Annotated in this window: 19 protein-coding genes and 1 tRNA gene; 11 read left to right on the forward strand and 9 right to left on the reverse strand. The window is 67.5% G+C overall.

Annotated features, from left to right (window positions below; genetic code table 11):
- Positions 1-10: 10 nt before the first annotated feature.
- From ASE88_RS00725 to ASE88_RS00735, 3 genes are read right to left on the reverse strand one after another with little or no spacing between them, the layout of a single operon-like run.
- On the reverse strand, positions 11-874 hold the full coding sequence (locus ASE88_RS00725; protein ID WP_056474224.1) for a S1/P1 nuclease: 864 nt from the start codon (positions 872-874) through the stop codon (positions 11-13).
- Complete coding sequence (locus tag ASE88_RS00730; protein WP_056474227.1) at positions 871-1,791, reverse strand: isoaspartyl peptidase/L-asparaginase family protein; 921 nt, start codon at positions 1,789-1,791, stop codon at positions 871-873. Before ASE88_RS00730 ends, ASE88_RS00725 begins: the two co-directional genes overlap by 4 nt.
- The gene (locus ASE88_RS00735; RefSeq protein WP_056474229.1) at positions 1,788-2,927 is read right to left on the reverse strand and encodes an acyltransferase family protein; all 1,140 of its coding nucleotides are present in this window, start codon (positions 2,925-2,927) and stop codon (positions 1,788-1,790) included. Before ASE88_RS00735 ends, ASE88_RS00730 begins: the two co-directional genes overlap by 4 nt.
- A 181-nt stretch (positions 2,928-3,108) precedes the next feature.
- On the opposite strand from ASE88_RS00735, the gene ASE88_RS00740 reads away from it, so the two are divergent.
- Complete coding sequence (locus ASE88_RS00740; RefSeq protein WP_056474231.1) at positions 3,109-3,306, forward strand: hypothetical protein; 198 nt, start codon at positions 3,109-3,111, stop codon at positions 3,304-3,306.
- 359 nt (positions 3,307-3,665) lie between these two features.
- Here the strand turns inward: ASE88_RS00740 and ASE88_RS00745 are convergent, their stop codons facing one another.
- Together ASE88_RS00745 and ASE88_RS00750 are read right to left on the reverse strand one after the other, a co-directional pair.
- A complete protein-coding gene (locus ASE88_RS00745; protein WP_056474400.1) occupies positions 3,666-4,922 on the reverse strand; it encodes an MFS transporter in 1,257 nt (418 codons plus the stop codon).
- A gap of 47 nt (positions 4,923-4,969) precedes the next feature.
- Entirely contained in the window at positions 4,970-5,293 is a 324-nt protein-coding gene (locus ASE88_RS00750; RefSeq protein ID WP_055882037.1) for an antibiotic biosynthesis monooxygenase, read from the reverse strand.
- A gap of 194 nt (positions 5,294-5,487) precedes the next feature.
- Here ASE88_RS00750 and ASE88_RS00755 point away from each other — a divergent pair, with 194 nt between their 5' ends.
- On the forward strand, positions 5,488-6,102 hold the full coding sequence (locus ASE88_RS00755; protein WP_055882467.1) for a class I SAM-dependent methyltransferase: 615 nt from the start codon (positions 5,488-5,490) through the stop codon (positions 6,100-6,102).
- Positions 6,103-6,152: 50 nt separating this feature from the next.
- Here ASE88_RS00755 and ASE88_RS00760 read toward each other — a convergent pair whose 3' ends face one another.
- Entirely contained in the window at positions 6,153-7,313 is a 1,161-nt protein-coding gene (locus tag ASE88_RS00760; protein ID WP_056474404.1) for a phospholipase D-like domain-containing protein, read from the reverse strand.
- A gap of 119 nt (positions 7,314-7,432) precedes the next feature.
- Between ASE88_RS00760 and rpoZ the strand changes: the two genes are divergently transcribed.
- Positions 7,433-7,777, forward strand: a complete 345-nt coding sequence (rpoZ, locus tag ASE88_RS00765; protein WP_055882033.1) for a DNA-directed RNA polymerase subunit omega — start codon at positions 7,433-7,435, stop codon at positions 7,775-7,777.
- A gap of 382 nt (positions 7,778-8,159) precedes the next feature.
- On the opposite strand, the gene ASE88_RS00770 is transcribed toward rpoZ, so the two are convergent.
- Together ASE88_RS00770 and ASE88_RS00775 are read right to left on the reverse strand one after the other, a co-directional pair.
- The gene (locus ASE88_RS00770) at positions 8,160-8,840 is read right to left on the reverse strand and encodes an RlmE family RNA methyltransferase (RefSeq protein WP_055882031.1); all 681 of its coding nucleotides are present in this window, start codon (positions 8,838-8,840) and stop codon (positions 8,160-8,162) included.
- Positions 8,837-9,877, reverse strand: a complete 1,041-nt coding sequence (locus ASE88_RS00775) for a Ppx/GppA phosphatase family protein (RefSeq protein WP_056474233.1) — start codon at positions 9,875-9,877, stop codon at positions 8,837-8,839. The genes ASE88_RS00770 and ASE88_RS00775 overlap by 4 nt, the downstream gene beginning before the upstream one ends.
- A 185-nt stretch (positions 9,878-10,062) precedes the next feature.
- Here ASE88_RS00775 and ASE88_RS00780 point away from each other — a divergent pair.
- Positions 10,063-10,136, forward strand: a tRNA-Gln gene (locus ASE88_RS00780).
- A gap of 151 nt (positions 10,137-10,287) precedes the next feature.
- Positions 10,288-10,689 (forward strand): acyl-CoA thioesterase, encoded by a 402-nt coding sequence (locus ASE88_RS00785; RefSeq protein WP_056474406.1) that lies wholly within the window; start codon positions 10,288-10,290, stop codon positions 10,687-10,689.
- A gap of 63 nt (positions 10,690-10,752) precedes the next feature.
- On the opposite strand, the gene ASE88_RS00790 is transcribed toward ASE88_RS00785, so the two are convergent.
- Complete coding sequence (locus tag ASE88_RS00790; RefSeq protein ID WP_056474407.1) at positions 10,753-12,147, reverse strand: helix-turn-helix domain-containing protein; 1,395 nt, start codon at positions 12,145-12,147, stop codon at positions 10,753-10,755.
- A 101-nt stretch (positions 12,148-12,248) separates the two neighbouring features.
- Between ASE88_RS00790 and ASE88_RS00795 the strand changes: the two genes are divergently transcribed.
- The 6 genes from ASE88_RS00795 (at position 12,249) to ASE88_RS00820 (ending at position 16,208) form a co-directional block, all read left to right on the forward strand.
- The gene (locus ASE88_RS00795) at positions 12,249-13,775 is read left to right on the forward strand and encodes an acyl-CoA carboxylase subunit beta (RefSeq protein WP_056474235.1); all 1,527 of its coding nucleotides are present in this window, start codon (positions 12,249-12,251) and stop codon (positions 13,773-13,775) included.
- Positions 13,776-13,910: 135 nt separating this feature from the next.
- A complete protein-coding gene (locus ASE88_RS00800; protein WP_056474237.1) occupies positions 13,911-14,426 on the forward strand; it encodes a hypothetical protein in 516 nt (171 codons plus the stop codon).
- Between the two features lie 54 nt (positions 14,427-14,480).
- Positions 14,481-14,789, forward strand: a complete 309-nt coding sequence (locus ASE88_RS00805; protein WP_056474239.1) for a hypothetical protein — start codon at positions 14,481-14,483, stop codon at positions 14,787-14,789.
- Entirely contained in the window at positions 14,786-15,007 is a 222-nt protein-coding gene (locus tag ASE88_RS00810; RefSeq protein ID WP_055882014.1) for a hypothetical protein, read from the forward strand. Before ASE88_RS00805 ends, ASE88_RS00810 begins: the two co-directional genes overlap by 4 nt.
- On the forward strand, positions 15,004-15,429 hold the full coding sequence (gene mce / locus ASE88_RS00815; RefSeq protein ID WP_056474244.1) for a methylmalonyl-CoA epimerase: 426 nt from the start codon (positions 15,004-15,006) through the stop codon (positions 15,427-15,429). The genes ASE88_RS00810 and mce overlap by 4 nt, the downstream gene beginning before the upstream one ends.
- On the forward strand, positions 15,429-16,208 hold the full coding sequence (locus ASE88_RS00820; protein ID WP_056474245.1) for an enoyl-CoA hydratase-related protein: 780 nt from the start codon (positions 15,429-15,431) through the stop codon (positions 16,206-16,208). Before mce ends, ASE88_RS00820 begins: the two co-directional genes overlap by 1 nt.
- The last annotated feature ends 181 nt before the right edge of the window (positions 16,209-16,389 follow it).

Here is a 16,389-nt window from a genome sequence, read left to right on the forward strand (position 1 = left end):
GGAGAGGGGTTTAGCCCAGCGCCTTGTCGAGCAGTTTCGCCAGGCGGATGCCTCCGCGGCGGATCTCTTCGCGCGAGACAGGGACCATCTTCGCGATCGTCGCGTCATCCATCTTCACGCGCGCAGGCACCGTGCCACACGCATCGCCGCCGAGCGCCGCCGCATACGCCGTATGCGAGGCTTCCCACGACTCCCGGCTCCAGTCGGTGACCGTCCCCGCGCCGATCTTCGCGCGCTCGGCCGCCGGATAACGCCGTACCAGCGACGGCGGCGTAGAGATCGCGCGCTCGGCCAGTGGGCCGTCCCAGATCGAATGCAGGTTGAACCGCGCCGGGCCGTAGATGCCGTAATCCGCCTTCACATCGTTGCCGCCCTTGTCGTGGCGGTCGCCCGCATGAAGCGGCTGGTGGAGATCGCCGACGAAGTGGATCAGGAACGCCAGCGCCTGGACGCGGTCCCTGGGCGAAGTGGCGCGATCGCGCAGCAGTGTCACGTCGCGGTCGATCTGCGCGGAGACGCAGTCGCCGTCCTTGCACGCGGGCGTGAGGTCGAACGGCGCACAGACGTCGGCGTTCTGGTAGTGCCAGCTATAGGCGAAGCCGAAGCGCGACTTGCCGTCGGCGGTTTTCAGCGGCTTGATGCAGTCCGCCCAGACGCTCGCCTGCTCGATCGTCCCGGCGGGGCATTCGGGCGTGTCGAGCAACGCCTGTTGCGCCAGCAGCCGGCGGATCGCCGCCTTGGTCTTCGGCGTGACGTTGGCATAGGCGATCTGCGCGACGGTCTGGTGACCATATTCCCAGAACGCGGTGGCGGGGGAGGCGAGGCCGAGCATGGCCAGCGCGGACGATGCCGCGGCGAGGATAAAGCGCTTCATACCGGCTCGTTAGCGTAGATCGCGACGGTCCGGCACCCCGCAGACGATGCCGTCCCGCGGTACATGCCGACGGTGTTGAACCCCCAGGCCATGTCGCCGTCCGGGCCTGCGACGATCACGCCGCCGGTGCCGCCGAGCGCCTTCACTTCGGCGAGCACCGCGTCGGCGGCGACCTGCAGCGATTCGCCCGACAGGCGGACTCGTGCGGCGATCTCATGGCCGACGCCGATGCGCAGGAAGAACTCGCCCGAGCCGGTGCACGACACCGCGCACGCGCGATCGTCGGCGAAGGTGCCTGCGCCGATCACGGGCGAATCGCCGATCCGGCCCCAGCGCTTGCCGGTCACGCCGCCGGTCGAGGTGGCAGCGGCGACATGGCCGTGCGCGTCACACGCGACCGCGCCGACGGTGCCGTATTTCATGTCGACGTCGAACCCGCCGCCATCGGCCTGGAACTCGGCGAACTGGCGCGTGCGCTCGGGCGTGGCGAACCAGTCCGCCCCCGCCTGTTCGAGCCCGTGTTCGCGCGAAAAGGCGTCGGCGCCCTTGCCCGCGAGAAAGACGTGCCGGCCGTCGTTGAGGATCGCGCGGGCGAGGCCGACCGGATTGCGCGTGGCGGTGGCCGCCGCGACCGCTCCAGCGGCGCGGGTGCGCCCGTCCATGATCGCGGCATCGAGCTCGAGCGTGCCGTCATGCGTGAACACCGCGCCGCGCCCCGAATTGAAGTGGAGGTCGTCCTCCAGCACCCGGACCGCCGCCTCGACCGCGTCGAGCGCGCTGCCGCCATCCGCCAGCACCGCGGATCCGGCGTCGAGCGCGTTCGACAGGCCGGCGCGCGCGCCCGCGTCCTGCTCTGGCGAGACCATCTCGCTGTCGAGTTTGCCGGCGCCGCCGTGGATGACGAGAGTCCAGGTCATGCTGAGTCTTTCGAGGGGAGGGCGCGCAGGCCGATGAGCGGGCGGAGCGGCGCGATGCCGCGGCCGATCCGGTAGAAGGCGATGCAGCCGACGATCGTCGCGGCGAGCAGGCAGGCGAACTCCGCCCAGCCCGGCAGCCCGGCCGGGAGCAGCGCGTACATCACGAGCACGATGATCGTCTGGTGGATCAGGTAGAACGGGAACACCGCCTCGGTCAGCACCGGGCGCCAGCGATGGTCGTGGTTCGAGTGGCGTTCGGCGATCCCGATCAGCGCAACGATCGCGCCCCATTGCTCGAGCGCGTGCGCAACGCCGTACGCCGGGTAGATCCAGCGCGGTGCGACGATGTCGCCCGGCCATTCCAGCTCGACCGCAAGAACCGCGAGATAGCCGAGCAGCGCGACCGCGGCGCCGGCTTTCCACCAGCGCGCGATCGCCGCCATTGCGGGGTCGGAGCGGGCGAGGCCGAAGCCGAACAGGAAGGCGGGGAAATAGGTGACGTGCGCGACCCAGTCACCATAGAGCGCCTGTGTTTCGGCGGCCATCAGGAACCACCAGCCGTGCACGAAGACGAGCCATGCGACGGGGAGGAGGAGGACCGCCGGGCTGCCAAACATCCAATCGAACGCGCGTTGCAGCCAGGTGCCGCGGATGACGATCAGGCCGAGCGTCAGCGCGGTCGTATAGGCCCAGAGATAGACCACGAACCAGAGATGGTTCCACGTCGGCAGCATGATCCCGGCGAGCTTGCCGAACCGGAAATAGTCGTGGGCCCAGAACGTCAGATAGCTGCCGGCATAGCCATGCTTGGTGACCAGCTCGACCCAGGGTTGCGGTGGCACGACCACCGCGATGCCGAACAGCAAAGGCACGAGCAACCGGTAGCAGCGATTGGCGAAGAACGCGCCCGTGCCGCGCGACCGGTTCAGCAGCGCGCGGCTGGCATAGCCCGAGACGACGAACAGCAGCATCAGCCGCCACGCGTTGCTCGCCAGCATCGGCAGCCGCACCCAGTTCTCGACATGGAGCGACTTCACATGGAAGTTCCACGGCACGAAGACCATGCCGATATGGTAGAGGATCAGCAGCGCGAACGCGCCGATCCGCAGCCAGTCCATGCCGTAGTGCCGGGTCATCGCAGCGCAGTAGGGGGCGGGGGGCAGTGCGGCAAGCGCGAGACGGGCGGGGTGGTGTCCAGAACGCGCCGGTATTCAGCATCTTGCTCGAAAATGCGCAAACGGCCAGCCATTGCTTCGGACGTGGATTGGTCTGCATTCGGACCTGCCATCGGCGGCGCGATCCTGCTATCTGCCGAAAATGTTGAGAACACGGATCAAAAGACGCGCGGCAAAGGCCGACCACGCGGTCGTGCGGCTTGCCGCTGTACAGGCGTCGGTGACGGCGCTTGGCGACGAAGACCTGCTCGACCTGGCGGACATATTTTCCGGCGACGGGCGCGGCCCGTTGGGCGAGATGGCCTCCGCGGAAGTGCTGATACGCAATCTCAGCCTGTAACGCTCCTCGGCGCATCCGCGTCAGGCCTATCGGAAGCGAGGTCCGATCCCTGCGATGACGCGAGGCGGCTCGGCTCGCACACTTGGGGGCGACGCCACCGTGGAGGAGCTCGCCATCGCGCCGCTGTCCGTCAGCATGTCGCCCCCAGCGATGACCACACCCCCCAGCCCTGGCCAGTTGCGCGGCACGCCGGCGGGAGCGATCCGCACGACCACTCCCAGGACCGCTGAGCGGGCAATTGGCCGACGGCCGCCTCGTCCGTGCTTCTTCGGACCAAGGGCCACGGGTTGCGGGCCGTCATCGGAGCGGCCGCGAGCGGGAATGATGCGCCAGCGATAGAGCGCGGGCGAGGGGACGCCTCAGCTTCCCGCATCCTTTAGTGCCACATAGGCATAGGCGATCATCGCGATACATGCCGCGCCTGCCACCAGGTAGGGCAGCGAATGCTGGGCTTCGTACAGGCCGACGCCGATCGAGGGGCCAAGCACGAAGCTCGCGCCGTTGATGCTCGTCACTTTCCCCGCGACCGAGCCCTGCGCATTGGCGCCGACCGCCAGCGACGACCCCGCGGTGAACCCCGGCCGGGTGAAGCCGAAACCGAGGCTCGCCAGCGCATAGGCGGTCGCGATCGTGTAGAGCGACGTCGCCAGTCCCGTCAGCGCGGTGCCCGCCGCGGCCAGCACCAGCCCGGTCAGCACAAGCTGGCGCGGGGTCAGGTTCAACCGCGGGATGATCCCCCATTGTGCGAGCAGCGCGGCGCCGGCGCCCATCATCAGCACGATCCCGGTCGGCTCGAGCGCGGACGCCGGTGCAAGGTGGAGGCGGTCGATCACCAGGAAGCCGATCGCCTGTCCGGTCATCGCCTGCGCATGGCCCATCACCAGCCCGGCGACCATCCAGGCACGAATCCGGGGATCGGTATAGGCGACATGCTCGGCGTGCGATTCGGTCGCGGCGGCGACCGAGGCCCCGGTCGGCGCGCCACCGATCGAGGGATAGGCGGAGCTGGCACCATGCGTTTCGTGCGACGCGACGATTCGGTCGTCCGGCAGCATCCGTCGCACGGTGATCCACACCGCCACCCCGAACACCGCGAACAGGAACGCCGGGCCCGACAGGCCGATCTCGACGCCACCGATCGACCCCAGGATCAGATATGGCGCGATCGCCGGCCCCAAGATGGTGCCGAGACCAAATGCGGAGGCGAGCAGGGTCAACGCCTTGGTCCGTTCCTCGCGTGTCGTCTCGCCCGCGACGAGCGCCTGTACCGCCGGCGGCGCGGCGGCGCCGAACGTGCCGTAGATCAGTCGCCCGCCGATGAAGCACAGGAACGCCGCGGTCCCGCCAATCCAGGCGTTGATCCCCGCCAGCAGGAAGACGCCGCACACGGTGAGCGACACGCTGAACCCGCCGACGCCGAGCAGGATCATCGCCCGGCGACCATGCCGGTCCGATCGCTTCGCCCAGAACGGCGCGGCGATCACCCACAGCAGCGCGGATACCGAGAACGCCGCTGCGACCGCGCTGTCGGCGACGCCGAGCGACCGGCCGAGCGCCGGCAGCACCGATTGCAGCGCGGTGTTCCCCGCTGCGATCGTCAGCATCACGAGAAACATCAGCGCGAACCGCCGATCGATCCTCGGTGTGTCGGTCGATGCTCCGGTCACGGCCGCGTCCAGGCATAAGCGCGCTCGACCCGCGTCACGCTCACCGCATAGCGGTCGTACCAACGCGCGCGGCCCCGATCGCGAATCGCGGCATGCTCGGGATGGTCGCGCCACGCGATCGCGGCCGCATCGTCCGCCCAATAGCTGACGGTGATCCCCATGCCGTCCGCCTCGCGCGCGCTGTCGACGCCACGATAGCCTGGCTGCACGGCAGCGAGTGCGTCCATCGCCGCCGCGGCCTCGGCATAGCCGATGGCATCCGCGTCGTTACGGAACGACGTGAAAATTACCGCTATCTGTCCTGTACGATCGTCGTTCATGATCGCTTGCTTAAGCGATCGGACAGGCTTGGCAACGCCGGCGGAACATCGACCGAACCCACGGGCGCGGCATGATGTCGCGCTCGGTTCGTCGCCGCATGCAACTCGCAGGCCTTGAAACGCGTTCGGAATTCGTGCGACGGGAGGTGCAAAGCCTCGCCGTCGTTGCGGGACCCCTGACCGTAAGGAACACGATGCCCAGTTCGACCACCGCCACCCGGCGCGCACGCAGCCGCCCCGCCGGCGTGCCGTCTCCGTGGCAGATGTTCTTTTCGGGGTTCCTGAAACATCCCGTCATGGTCGGATCGATCGTGCCGTCGTCGGACAAGCTGATCCGCAAGATGCTCGACCCGGTCGACTGGGCAAACTGCAAGCTGTTCGTCGAATACGGCCCGGGCGTCGGCACCTTCTGCCGACCGATCCTCGACCGGATGGCACCCGATGCCAAGCTGGTGGTGATCGACACCAACCCCGATTTCATCCGGTATCTGCGCCACACGATCACCGATCCGCGATTCTTCGCAGTGCTGGGCTCGGCGGACGAGGTCGAGACGATCGTCGCCGATCATGGCTTCGAAAAGGCCGATTACGTCCTGTCGGGTCTGCCGTTCTCGACGCTGCCTCCCGGCGTCGGTCCGGCGATCGCCACCGCGACGCATGCCGTACTGCGCAGCGGCGGCGCATTTCTGGTCTATCAGTTCTCGCCCAAGGTGAAGGACTTCCTCACCCCGCACTTCGAGTCGATCGATCACGACATGGAGTGGTGGAACGTACCGCCGGCGCAGCTGTACTGGGCCTGGAAGGACTGACGCGCACCGCAGACTCGCCACCCCGCTCTGGCGGGGAGGGGCGGCCGCGCCTATTCGTCGATCCCGAAGTTCAACCCGCGCGACAGGCTTGGGTCGACGACCGCAACGACGAAATAGGCCGCGAACTGCTTGATCCGCTGCACCCAGCCGGTGTTGGCGCGGTAAAGCGCTCCGGTCACTTCGGTCGACTTGGCGATCTCGCCGTCGACATAGTGGCGGACGTGCGCGGCGAACGCGGCATCCTCGATCCGCAGCATCAGCTCCATGTTGATGAACAGGCTACGCATGTCGAAATTGGCCGAGCCGATATGGACCGCATCGTCGATCACGTAGAGCTTGGTGTGGAGCTTGGTCGGCTGGTATTCGAACACGCGGACGCCCTTGCGCAACAACCCCGCATAGGTGAACCGCGCGGCGGCGATCGTCGCGTTGTTGTCCGATTTGCTGGCGGTGACGATCCGGACGCCGGCCTGTCGCCGTCCCGCCTTGTCGAGGCGCCGCAACAAGGCGGGGCTCGGCGTGAAATAGCCCGCGATGATGTCGATCCGCCGTCCGCGCCGCATGTCGTCGCGCACCGCGCGCGCCCAGGGGGACAGCTTGCGGGTCGGTCCGCCGATCAGCCAGCGGGTCGCGCCCGTCGTCTCGCTCCAGCGCGATAGCGCGGCGTTCAGGTGGCGCAGCTTGCCCTTGGGGTCGTGGATCCAGTCCTTCAGCGCATCGAAATACCCCGCCAGCCGCCCCGCTGCCGGCCCTTCGACCAGCAGGCCGAGATCGCGCCAGGCCTGGTCGGCGGCGGTCCCGAAATAATCGTCCTCGATGTTGAAGCCGCCGATGATGATCCGGGCTTCGTCGGCGAGCGCGAGCTTCTGGTGATTGCGCAGCAGATAGCGGCGGCCGAACCGCGCGGAAAAGCGGCAGACCGAAATGCCGGCGGACTCCAGCGGTTCGAAAAAGGCATGCGGCGCGTCGTCGCTGCCGAAGCCGTCAACGATCAGCGCGACCGCGACACCGCGCTCGGCGGCGGCGATCAGCGCCGCGTTGACGCGTTTGCCGGACTCGTCGTCGGCATAGATGTAGTAGAGCACGCGCAACGACCGCTCGGCCCCATCGATCAGCGCCAGCACCGCGTCGAGGCGCCGGGGGCCGGTGTCGAGCAGGGTCATCTGGTTGCCGTCGACGGCAAAGGTCGGCTGGTCTGCGGGATCGTCCATGGCGCGAGTGATGACCACGCGGCGGCGGCGGTTGCAACCCGCGGCGGATTTCTTGACTTTGCGGGCCATCGCCCGTAGGCGACGCATTCTCATTCTATCGTTGTTACGAAGGAAGCCGCATGGCGCGCGTTACCGTCGAGGATTGTGTCGACAAGATCCCAAACCGGTTCGACCTGGTGTTGTTCGCGGCGCAGCGTGCGCGCCAGATCTCGGGCGGCGCCGAACTGACGCTCGACCGTGACCGCGACAAGAACCCGGTCGTCGCGCTGCGCGAGATCGCCGACGAGAACGTCAAGCCGGCGCATCTCAAGGAACAGGTCATCCAGGGCCTGCAGAAGGTTCGCGTCGATGACGACGATGAAGTCGATGCCGTCGGCAGCCTGGCCGCATCGGCCGAGGCGCTTCGCCTTACTGCCGCTGCACCGCCGCGGAATCAGAATCTGGGTGCGGACTACGAAGGTTGAGGCAGCGGGATTAGCGAAAGCTAATCCGCGGCTCGGCCGAAACCCCGGCCGGCGGGCATCGCCCGACCGACGACGCGGCTTTGCCGCGGCGCCCGACATAGAGAAAGCCCGTGGACCCAAGTCCACGGGCTTTTTCTTTGACTGGTTTCCGTAGAGGGACGCACCGTTCACCCTCGGAAAGGGGAGGGCAGGCGCCGCGCGAGTCCCGGCTCCCTTGTTCTCCCGCGAAGGCGGGAGCCCAGGCTGGGTCCCCGCCTTCGCGGGACACACACTTTGTCACGAGCCGGTGCGGTTGGTATCACCCTGAGGCAGAGCGTCGCGGCGAAGCCGCGTCGTCAGTCGTCGCTGCTCGACGCTGGCCGGGGCCGGTCCGCGACGCGGATCAGCGGGGCTGATCCGCTGACCGACCCTTGAACCCCTGCGCCACCACGAACCATTCCACCGAGCCCTTCCGGCTCGCCGGCGGCTTGGCATGCTTCACCGTCTTGAAGTTCCGCTTCATCTCCGCGACCAGCTCGGAGTCGGCACCCCCTGCGAACACCTTCGACACGAACGTCCCGCCGGGCTCGAGCACCTCGCACGCAAAGTGCAGCGCGGTCTCGACCAGCGCCATCGTCCGGAGCGCATCGGTCTGCGGATGGCCGACCGTGTTCGCGGCCATGTCCGACAGCACCAGGTCGGGTGCGCCGCCCAGTGCTTCGATCAGCTTGCCGGGGGCGGCATCGTCGAGGAAGTCCATCTCGAAGATCGTCACGCCGTCGATCGGATCGACCGGGAGCAGATCGATCCCGACCACCGCCGCCTTGGGGATCCGCCGGCGGATAACCTGCGCCCAGCCGCCCGGCGCGATCCCCAGATCGACCACGCGCTTGCTTCCGCGGATCAACTCGAACCGCTCGTCGAGCTCGATCAGCTTGTACGCCGCCCGGCTGCGATAGCCGTCGGCCTTGGCGCGCTTCACATAGGGATCGTTCAGCTGCCGCTCGAGCCAGCGCGTCGACTGCGCGGTGCGCTTGCGCGCGGTGAGGACGCGGACATGCCCGCCGGACCCGCCCCGGCTCACGCTGCGATCCCCGACTTGCCCGGCTTGGGGGCACCCATCAGCCGGCGGAGGATGCCTTCGCGAATACCGCGGTCGGCGATGCCGAGCCGCTCGGCGGGCCACAAATCCATGATCGTCTCCAGAATCGCACAGCCCGCGACCACCAGGTCGGCGCGCTCGTTGCCGATGCACGGCAGCTTGGCGCGCTCCGTGATCGACATATGGGAAAGGTCGGCGCTGATCCGCCGCATCGCCGACGCCGGCACGATCAGCCCGTCGACCACCGACCGGTCGTAATGGCTGAGCCCGAGATGCACGCTGCCAAGCGTCGTCACCGTGCCGCTGGTGCCGAGCAGCCGCGGTCGTTCGATGTGTCGCGGCAACCGCGCGGCGAATCCCGCGAAACTGTCCGCGACGACGGTGCGCATCCGTGCATAGGCGGCACGACGTCCGTCTTCGCCTTCGCCGCCGCCGGCATGTTCGGTGAGCGACACGACGCCCCATGGTGCGGAGTGCCAGTCGAGTACGGTCGGGATTGGCGTCGAGGTATCGACCAGTACGAGCTCGGTCGACCCGCCGCCGATATCGAACACGAGTGCCGGGTCCTCGCCGGGCTCGATCAACGCATGGCAGCCGAGCACGGCCAGCCGCGCCTCTTCCTCGGCCGAAATGATATCGAGGTGAATCCCGGTTTCCGCCAGCGCGCGTGCGATAAACGCAGGGCCGTTCGACGCTTGCCGGCACGCCTCGGTCGCGACCGATCGCGCCAGGGTTACATTGCGCCGTTGAAGCTTTTCGGAACACACTCGCAGAGCGGCGATCGTCCGCTCGATCGCCGCGTCGCTCAGCTTGCCGGTCGACGCCAGGCCCTCGCCAAGCCGGACGATTCGCGAGAACGCATCGATCACCGCAAACCCGCCCGCCTGCGGCCGCGCGATCAGCAATCTGCAATTGTTGGTACCCAGATCCAGCGCGGCAAATGCCTGCGCATCGGCCCACCGCCCTCGACTGGGCCGGGTCGCCGCCGGACGGGCAGGACCGCCCTGCCGGAACGGCATTCGGGCGGAAACATCCCCCATCGCCGTAAAACTCGCTATCTATATCTGCCGCCGCGGGAAAATACCCGCCCGGTGCTTGAGGCCGAATGTAGCGCGGCGGCACGATTACGCAAGCGAAGTGGCGAATCGGTATCATCTTAGCGTTGACAGCACGAAACCGCCCGCCTAGATCGCGCCCTCGCTGATGCCCCGTCGTCTAATGGTAAGACTGCGGTTTCTGATACCGCCTATTGAGGTTCGAATCCTCACGGGGCATCCAGCGCGTTCTGGCCGCTTGCGTCCCCTTGCCGATGCGCCGCCGATTGCTTTTGCACACCGATACGCGCAAATTCTTGGATCATGAGACGGATGGTCGCCGCGTTCGCACGCCCGTCATCGCTATGTTCAGGTTCGCATGCTATAGGACGCGTGTGTCTACAGCGCTCCCTCATCAATACGCCATCGGCATCGAGCCGGCCGACATCGACTTCATGGGTCACGTCAACAACGCGAACTATCTGAAGTGGGTTCAGGCGGCGGTGATCGATCATTGGCAGCGGCTCGCGCCTGCCGATGCGGTCGCAGGGCATCTGTGGGTCGCGCTCAAGCACGAGATCACGTACCGCAAGCCGGCGTTCCTCGACGACGACGTCATCGCGACGGTGCTGCTCGAAAAGGTGCAGGGCGCGCGCGCGTTCTACGAGACGATCATCAAGCGCGGCGAGGATGTGCTCGCCGAGGTGAAGTCGAGCTGGTGCTGCCTCGACGCGGAAACGCTGCGACCCTCGCGACTCGCGAGCAACGTGGTCGAGCGCTTCTTCCCGAAGGATTGATATCGCCCGACGATAGAGCCTCCACCCCGGCCTTCGCCGGGATGGTGCGTTGAATCAAGCGCGTTACACGACCTCGTACGGCACAGCCCCGCGGCGGTTCGGATCGACTCGGATGTCGCTGGCCGCCGGTGGAAACGCCCGCTGGTCGCAGTCGGTGCGCAGGCAGATGCGGCACGACGACCCGATCGGGGTCGCGATGCCTCCGGTCCCCAGCGCGTCCGCATAGATGAACTCCGACGCATTCGCCTCCTCGCACCCCAGCGCCACGGCATAGCGCCGCGCCGGCCGCGTATAGGTCTCGGACGGCTTCACCAGCCCCTTCGCCATCGAGACGTAGCGGATCCCGTCGGTCGTCTCGATCAGCTGCGTCAGGATCCGGTCGGGGATGGCGACCGCCTCGTGAACGATCCACAGCGGACACGCCCCCCCGAACCGCGCGAACTGCAACCGCGTGGCCGAATGCCGCTTGGTGATGTTGCCCGCCATGTCGACCCGGCAAAAGAAGAACGGGATGCCGAGCGCACCGGGGCGCTGCAATGTCGAGAGCCGGTGGCAGGTCTGTTCGAAGCTCGTCCCGAAGATCCGCCGCAGCCGGTCGATATCGTGGCGGACGTTGCGCGCCTCGGCACGGAAGCGGGTATAGGGCATCACGATCGCCCCTGCCGCGTAATTGGTGAGCCCCGCGGTGAGCAGCGCGCGCGCGGTTTCCGACACCATCTCCGATGCGGCGACGATCCCGCCGATCACGTCGCCGAATTCGTGCCGCGCGACCTGATGCGCGAGCGAGAAGAGGATCGTCTCGCCCGGCTGCGATCCGTCGAGCCGCAGCGTCGCGCCGTCATAGTCACGCAACGGCGCGGCGAGCGCGCCCGAGATCGCAACGGAGACGCCGCGCGCCGCGAGCCTTGCCTCGAGCGCGGAGATCCGGTCGCTTCCCAGCGTCTCGCCGATCTCCTCCGCGCGGCGGTCGAGCGTGTCGACATAATTGCCCGCGGCGTGAAACCAGTCGCGGACGTCCTCCCAGGGGAGCAGTCCGGGCGCACCCGACCCTGCGACCAGCCGGTCGTCGAGCGCGCGCAACTGCTCCTGCGCGCGGCGATAGGCGTCGTGCATCGCGACGAGCCGCTGCGCGAGCAACGGCTGGTGCTTCACCGCGCGGCGGATCGCGGTCTCGTCGAGCGTGGGGGCGGCGACGCTGGTGTCGGTGACCGCTTCGAGCGTCGCGACCAGCAGCGCGGTGTCGTCCGCGGCATCGATGCTGCCCCAGTCGGCGGGAAATTCGCGCGCAAGCGTCACGAGTACGGCTTCGCTGACCGGGCGGTCGCCATTCTCGATCTGCGAGAGATAGCTGACCGAGATGCCGATCCGCACCGCCATCGCCGCCTGGCTGATCCCGAGCGTCCCGCGAAGCGCGCGCAGCCGGTGTCCGACGAAGAGGCGGCGAGGGGGCGTGGTCATCGCATGAGCATAGTTTGCAAACATGGGTGGCACAAGTTTGCAACATTGCATTTGCGCAAAGGCTCACGCTCTGTGAAGGCCACCAGCAGGACGGAGAGACGATGTCATCGACGATCGAAGAGCTTGAACGACGCCGCGAAGCCGCAAGAGTGGGCGGGGGTATCAAGCGGATCGCAGCGCAGCACGCCAAGGGAAAGCTCACCGCGAGAGAGCGCCTTGACGTGCTGCTGGACGAGGGATCGTTCGAGGAGCTCGACATGTATGTCGAGCATAACTGCGTCGATTTCGGCATGCAGGACCAGGTGATCCCCGGCGACGGCGTGGTCACCGGATCGGGCACGATCAACGGCCGCCTCGTCTTCGTCTTCAGCCAGGATTTCACGGTATTCGGCGGGTCGCTCAGCGAGCGTCATGCACAGAAGATCTGCAAGGTGATGGACAGCGCGATGAAGGTCGGCGCGCCGATCATCGGGCTGAACGACAGCGGCGGCGCGCGCATCCAGGAGGGGGTCGCCTCGCTCGGCGGCTATGCCGAGGTGTTCCAGCGCAATGCGCTCGCCAGCGGCGTCGTGCCGCAGCTTTCGTTGATCATGGGCCCCTGCGCGGGCGGCGCGGTCTATTCGCCCGCGATGACCGACTTCATCTTCATGGTGAAGGATTCGAGCTACATGTTCGTGACCGGCCCCGACGTGGTGAAGACGGTGACGAACGAGGTCGTGACGCAGGAGGCGCTGGGCGGCGCGGTGACGCACACGACCAAGACGTCGGTCGCCGACAACGCGTTCGAGAACGATATCGAAGCGTTGCTCGCGGCGCGCGACTTCTTCGATTTCCTGCCCGAATCGAACCGCACCGGCGCGCCCGAGCGGCCGACCGCGGACGGGTGGGACCGGATCGAGAACAGCCTCGACACGCTGGTCCCCGCATCGGCGAACCAGCCCTACGACATGCACGAGCTGATCCGAAAGGTCGTCGACGAGGGCGATTTCTTCGAGACGCAGCCGGCGCATGCGGCCAACATCATCACCGGCTTCGGCCGGATCGAGGGGCGCACGGTCGGCTTCGTCGCGAACCAGCCGATGGTGCTGGCGGGCGTGCTCGACATCAATTCGTCGAAGAAGGCGGCGCGGTTCGTGCGCTTCTGCGACGCGTTCGAGATCCCGATCGTGACGTTCGTCGACGTCCCCGGCTTCCTGCCCGGCACCGCGCAGGAGCATAACGGCATCATCAAGCATGGCGCAAAACTGCTGTTCGCCTATGCCGAGGCGACCGTGCCCAAGATCACCGTCATCACGCGCAAAGCCTATGGCGGTGCGTACGACGTGATGGCGTCGAAGCATCTGCGCGGCGACTTGAACTATGCGTGGCCGACCGCGGAGATCGCGGTGATGGGCGCGAAGGGCGCGGTCGAGATCATCTTCCGTGGCAAGACGCCCGAGGAGATCGCCGAGCGCACCGCGGAGTACGAGGCGCGCTTCGCCAATCCGTTCGTCGCGGCGTCAAAGGGGTTCATCGACGAGGTGATCCAGCCGCACTCGACCCGCCGCCGCATCGCGCTGGGTCTACGGAAACTCCGCGGCAAGAGCCTGGAGAATCCGTGGAAGAAGCATGATAACATTCCGCTGTGACCCCGCTTGTCATGCGGTCCGGCCCGGCCTCCGTCACCCCAGCGACTGCTGGGATCTGGCGCGGGCGGGGTGTGGTTCGCGTGCTGAAACTTCGGTATCCGCTGGAGTGATGAGGTGCCGGGGGACGGAGGTATCATGCTAGCGTTTCTCCTGCTTCTCCAGGCCGCCGCACCCGCGCCAGCCGCCCCCGCCTGGAAGCTCGCCGACCGCACCAGTCCCGCGGGCGTGCGCAGCATCTCCGCATCGGTTACCGGCAATGACGGGCTCTCACGGTTCGTCGTGAAATGCGACGTCGCGTCCGAACCGATCGTGTCGATCCAGTTCATCCAGCCGCAGCCGCTCGGGTCCGGTGCGGACAAGCCCGTCGCGGTGCGGTTCGATGGCGGGCCGGCGTTCACCTATAATTGGCAGTTTCCGGGGACGGGGACCTATGTCACCGATCCCGAGGCGATCACCAAGCTGACCAGTTTCCTGGTCAAGTCGAAGACGGTGCGCGTCGAGACGACCAATGGCGCGAGCTTCGCGGTACAGGCGAACTTTGCCGCGCCGGCCAGCGACGCGATGGTGCGGCAGGTGCTCGGCGTCTGTGGGTATACGCTCGGGGTCGTTCCCCCGGTGCCGCCCAAGCCCGCCGCGGAGCCGGCCGAATGACGCGTTGTATCGCCGCCAGCCGCACATTATCATGTCATGATAAGGAGTCGTGACATGCAGACCGAACGCGTGACGTTTCTGACCTCGCCTGATCACAAGGCGGCACTCGATGCCTTTGCCGCCAGCAACGGTAAATCCGTTGGCCACGTCCTGCGCGAGGCCTCCACGCGGTATCTCGCGGCGGAGGACCGTGCCGAGGGCGAGGATGACAAGGCGCTGGCGCTCATCCTGCCGGAGATCGAGGCGATGTTGCCGCACTGGCATGCGAAGATCGATTCGATGGAGCGGTCGATCGACCGCGCGCTCGAGGCGATCGAGCGTGCGCTGGCGGGCGACCCGGTCCCGATGAGCCACGCCGCATGAGCGCGACCGAGAAGGCGTTCGGCGTCATCAAGGCGTTGCTGACGTATCAGGAGCGGCTCGATGGGCTCGACGCGAAGCTCACCGGGCTGAGCGCGGGGCTCGCACGCCTCGCCGACAGCCATGTCGCGTTGCGCGAACGCGTCAGCCGGATCGAGGGACTGATCGAGGGCGCCGCGATGGCGCGCCGGACGCCCGACAGCCCGAGGATCGAAGGATGACCGCTACGCTGGGCCGCCTCAACCATGTCGGCGTCGCGACGCCGTCGATCGCCAGGTCGATCGAGACGTATCGCACGCTGCTCGGCGCGACCGCGATCGGGGAACCGTTCGACCTGCCCGCGCAGGGCGTGAAGGTGTGCTTCATCGATGCGCCCAACACGCAGATCGAGTTGATCGAGCCCTATGACGACAGCTCGCCGATCGCGGGGTTCCTGCGCAAAAACCCGGCGGGCGGTCAGCATCATGTCTGCTTCGAAGTCGCGGATATCGACGCGGCGGTCGCCGATCTGAAGGCGAAGGGCGCGACCGTGCTGGGTGAGCCGCGGATCGGCGCGCATGGCACGCCGATCGTGTTCGTCCACCCGAAGGACTTTGGCGGGATGCTCGTCGAACTCATGGAAACACCGAAGGGCGCGCACTGATGGCCGAGCATATCCTGAGCGAACGGCGCGGCGACGTGCTGGTGCTGACGCTCAATCGACCTGAGCGGCTGAACGCCGCGCCGCCTGCGATGTTCGAGGAGCTGGCGGCCGCGCTCGCCGATCTCGACGGTGCGCGCGCGGTGCTGATCGCCGGCGCGGGGCGGGCGTTCTGCTCGGGCGCGGACGTCGGCGGCGGGGCGCTCGGCTCGGACAATCCGGGCGAGGCGACCTATGAGGCGCTCACCCGCAGCTATAGTCCGACGATGGTGGCGATCGCCGACCTGTCGGTGCCGGTGGTCAGCGCGGTGCGCGGGCCGGCGGCGGGGATCGGTTGCAGCCTCGCGCTCGCCGCCGATTTCTGCGTCGCGGGCGAGAGCGCGTATTTCCTCCAGGCGTTCGTCAATATCGGGCTGGTGCCCGATGGCGGCGCATCGTGGATGCTGCCCCGCCTGATCGGCCGTGCGCGCGCGACCGAGATGATGATGCTGGGCGAGCGCGTGCCCGCCGCCAAGGCGCTCGACTGGGGGATGGTGCACAAGGTCGTCGCGGACGACGCGCTCGACGCCGAGGCGTTCGCGCTGGCCGAGCGGCTGGCGGCGATGCCGACAGTCGCGCTCGGGCTGATGCGTCGCGCGATCACCGCGGCGTATGCGAGCGATTACGCCGGCGCGATGGAGGCCGAGGCGGTCAACCAGCGCGCGGCACGCGGGTCGGCGGATTCGATGGAGGGCGGGCTTGCGTTCCTGACGAAGCGCAAGCCGGTGTTCACGGGCAAGTGACTTCCGTTTTCCGCACCACCCCGGCGAAGGCCGGGGCCCAATTGGGTGGCGGCGAATTGGCCGGTGCTCCGCTGCGTTACTGCGACCTTTCCAATTGGGCCCCGGCCTCCGCCGGGGTGGTGTTTCAAGTATGACTGACAAACCGACCCCAACGCTCGCCGACTGGCAGGCGCTCGCCGCC

The organism is Sphingomonas sp. Leaf38, from assembly GCF_001421825.1.
In the GTDB taxonomy this organism is placed as follows: Bacteria; Pseudomonadota; Alphaproteobacteria; order Sphingomonadales; family Sphingomonadaceae; genus Sphingomonas.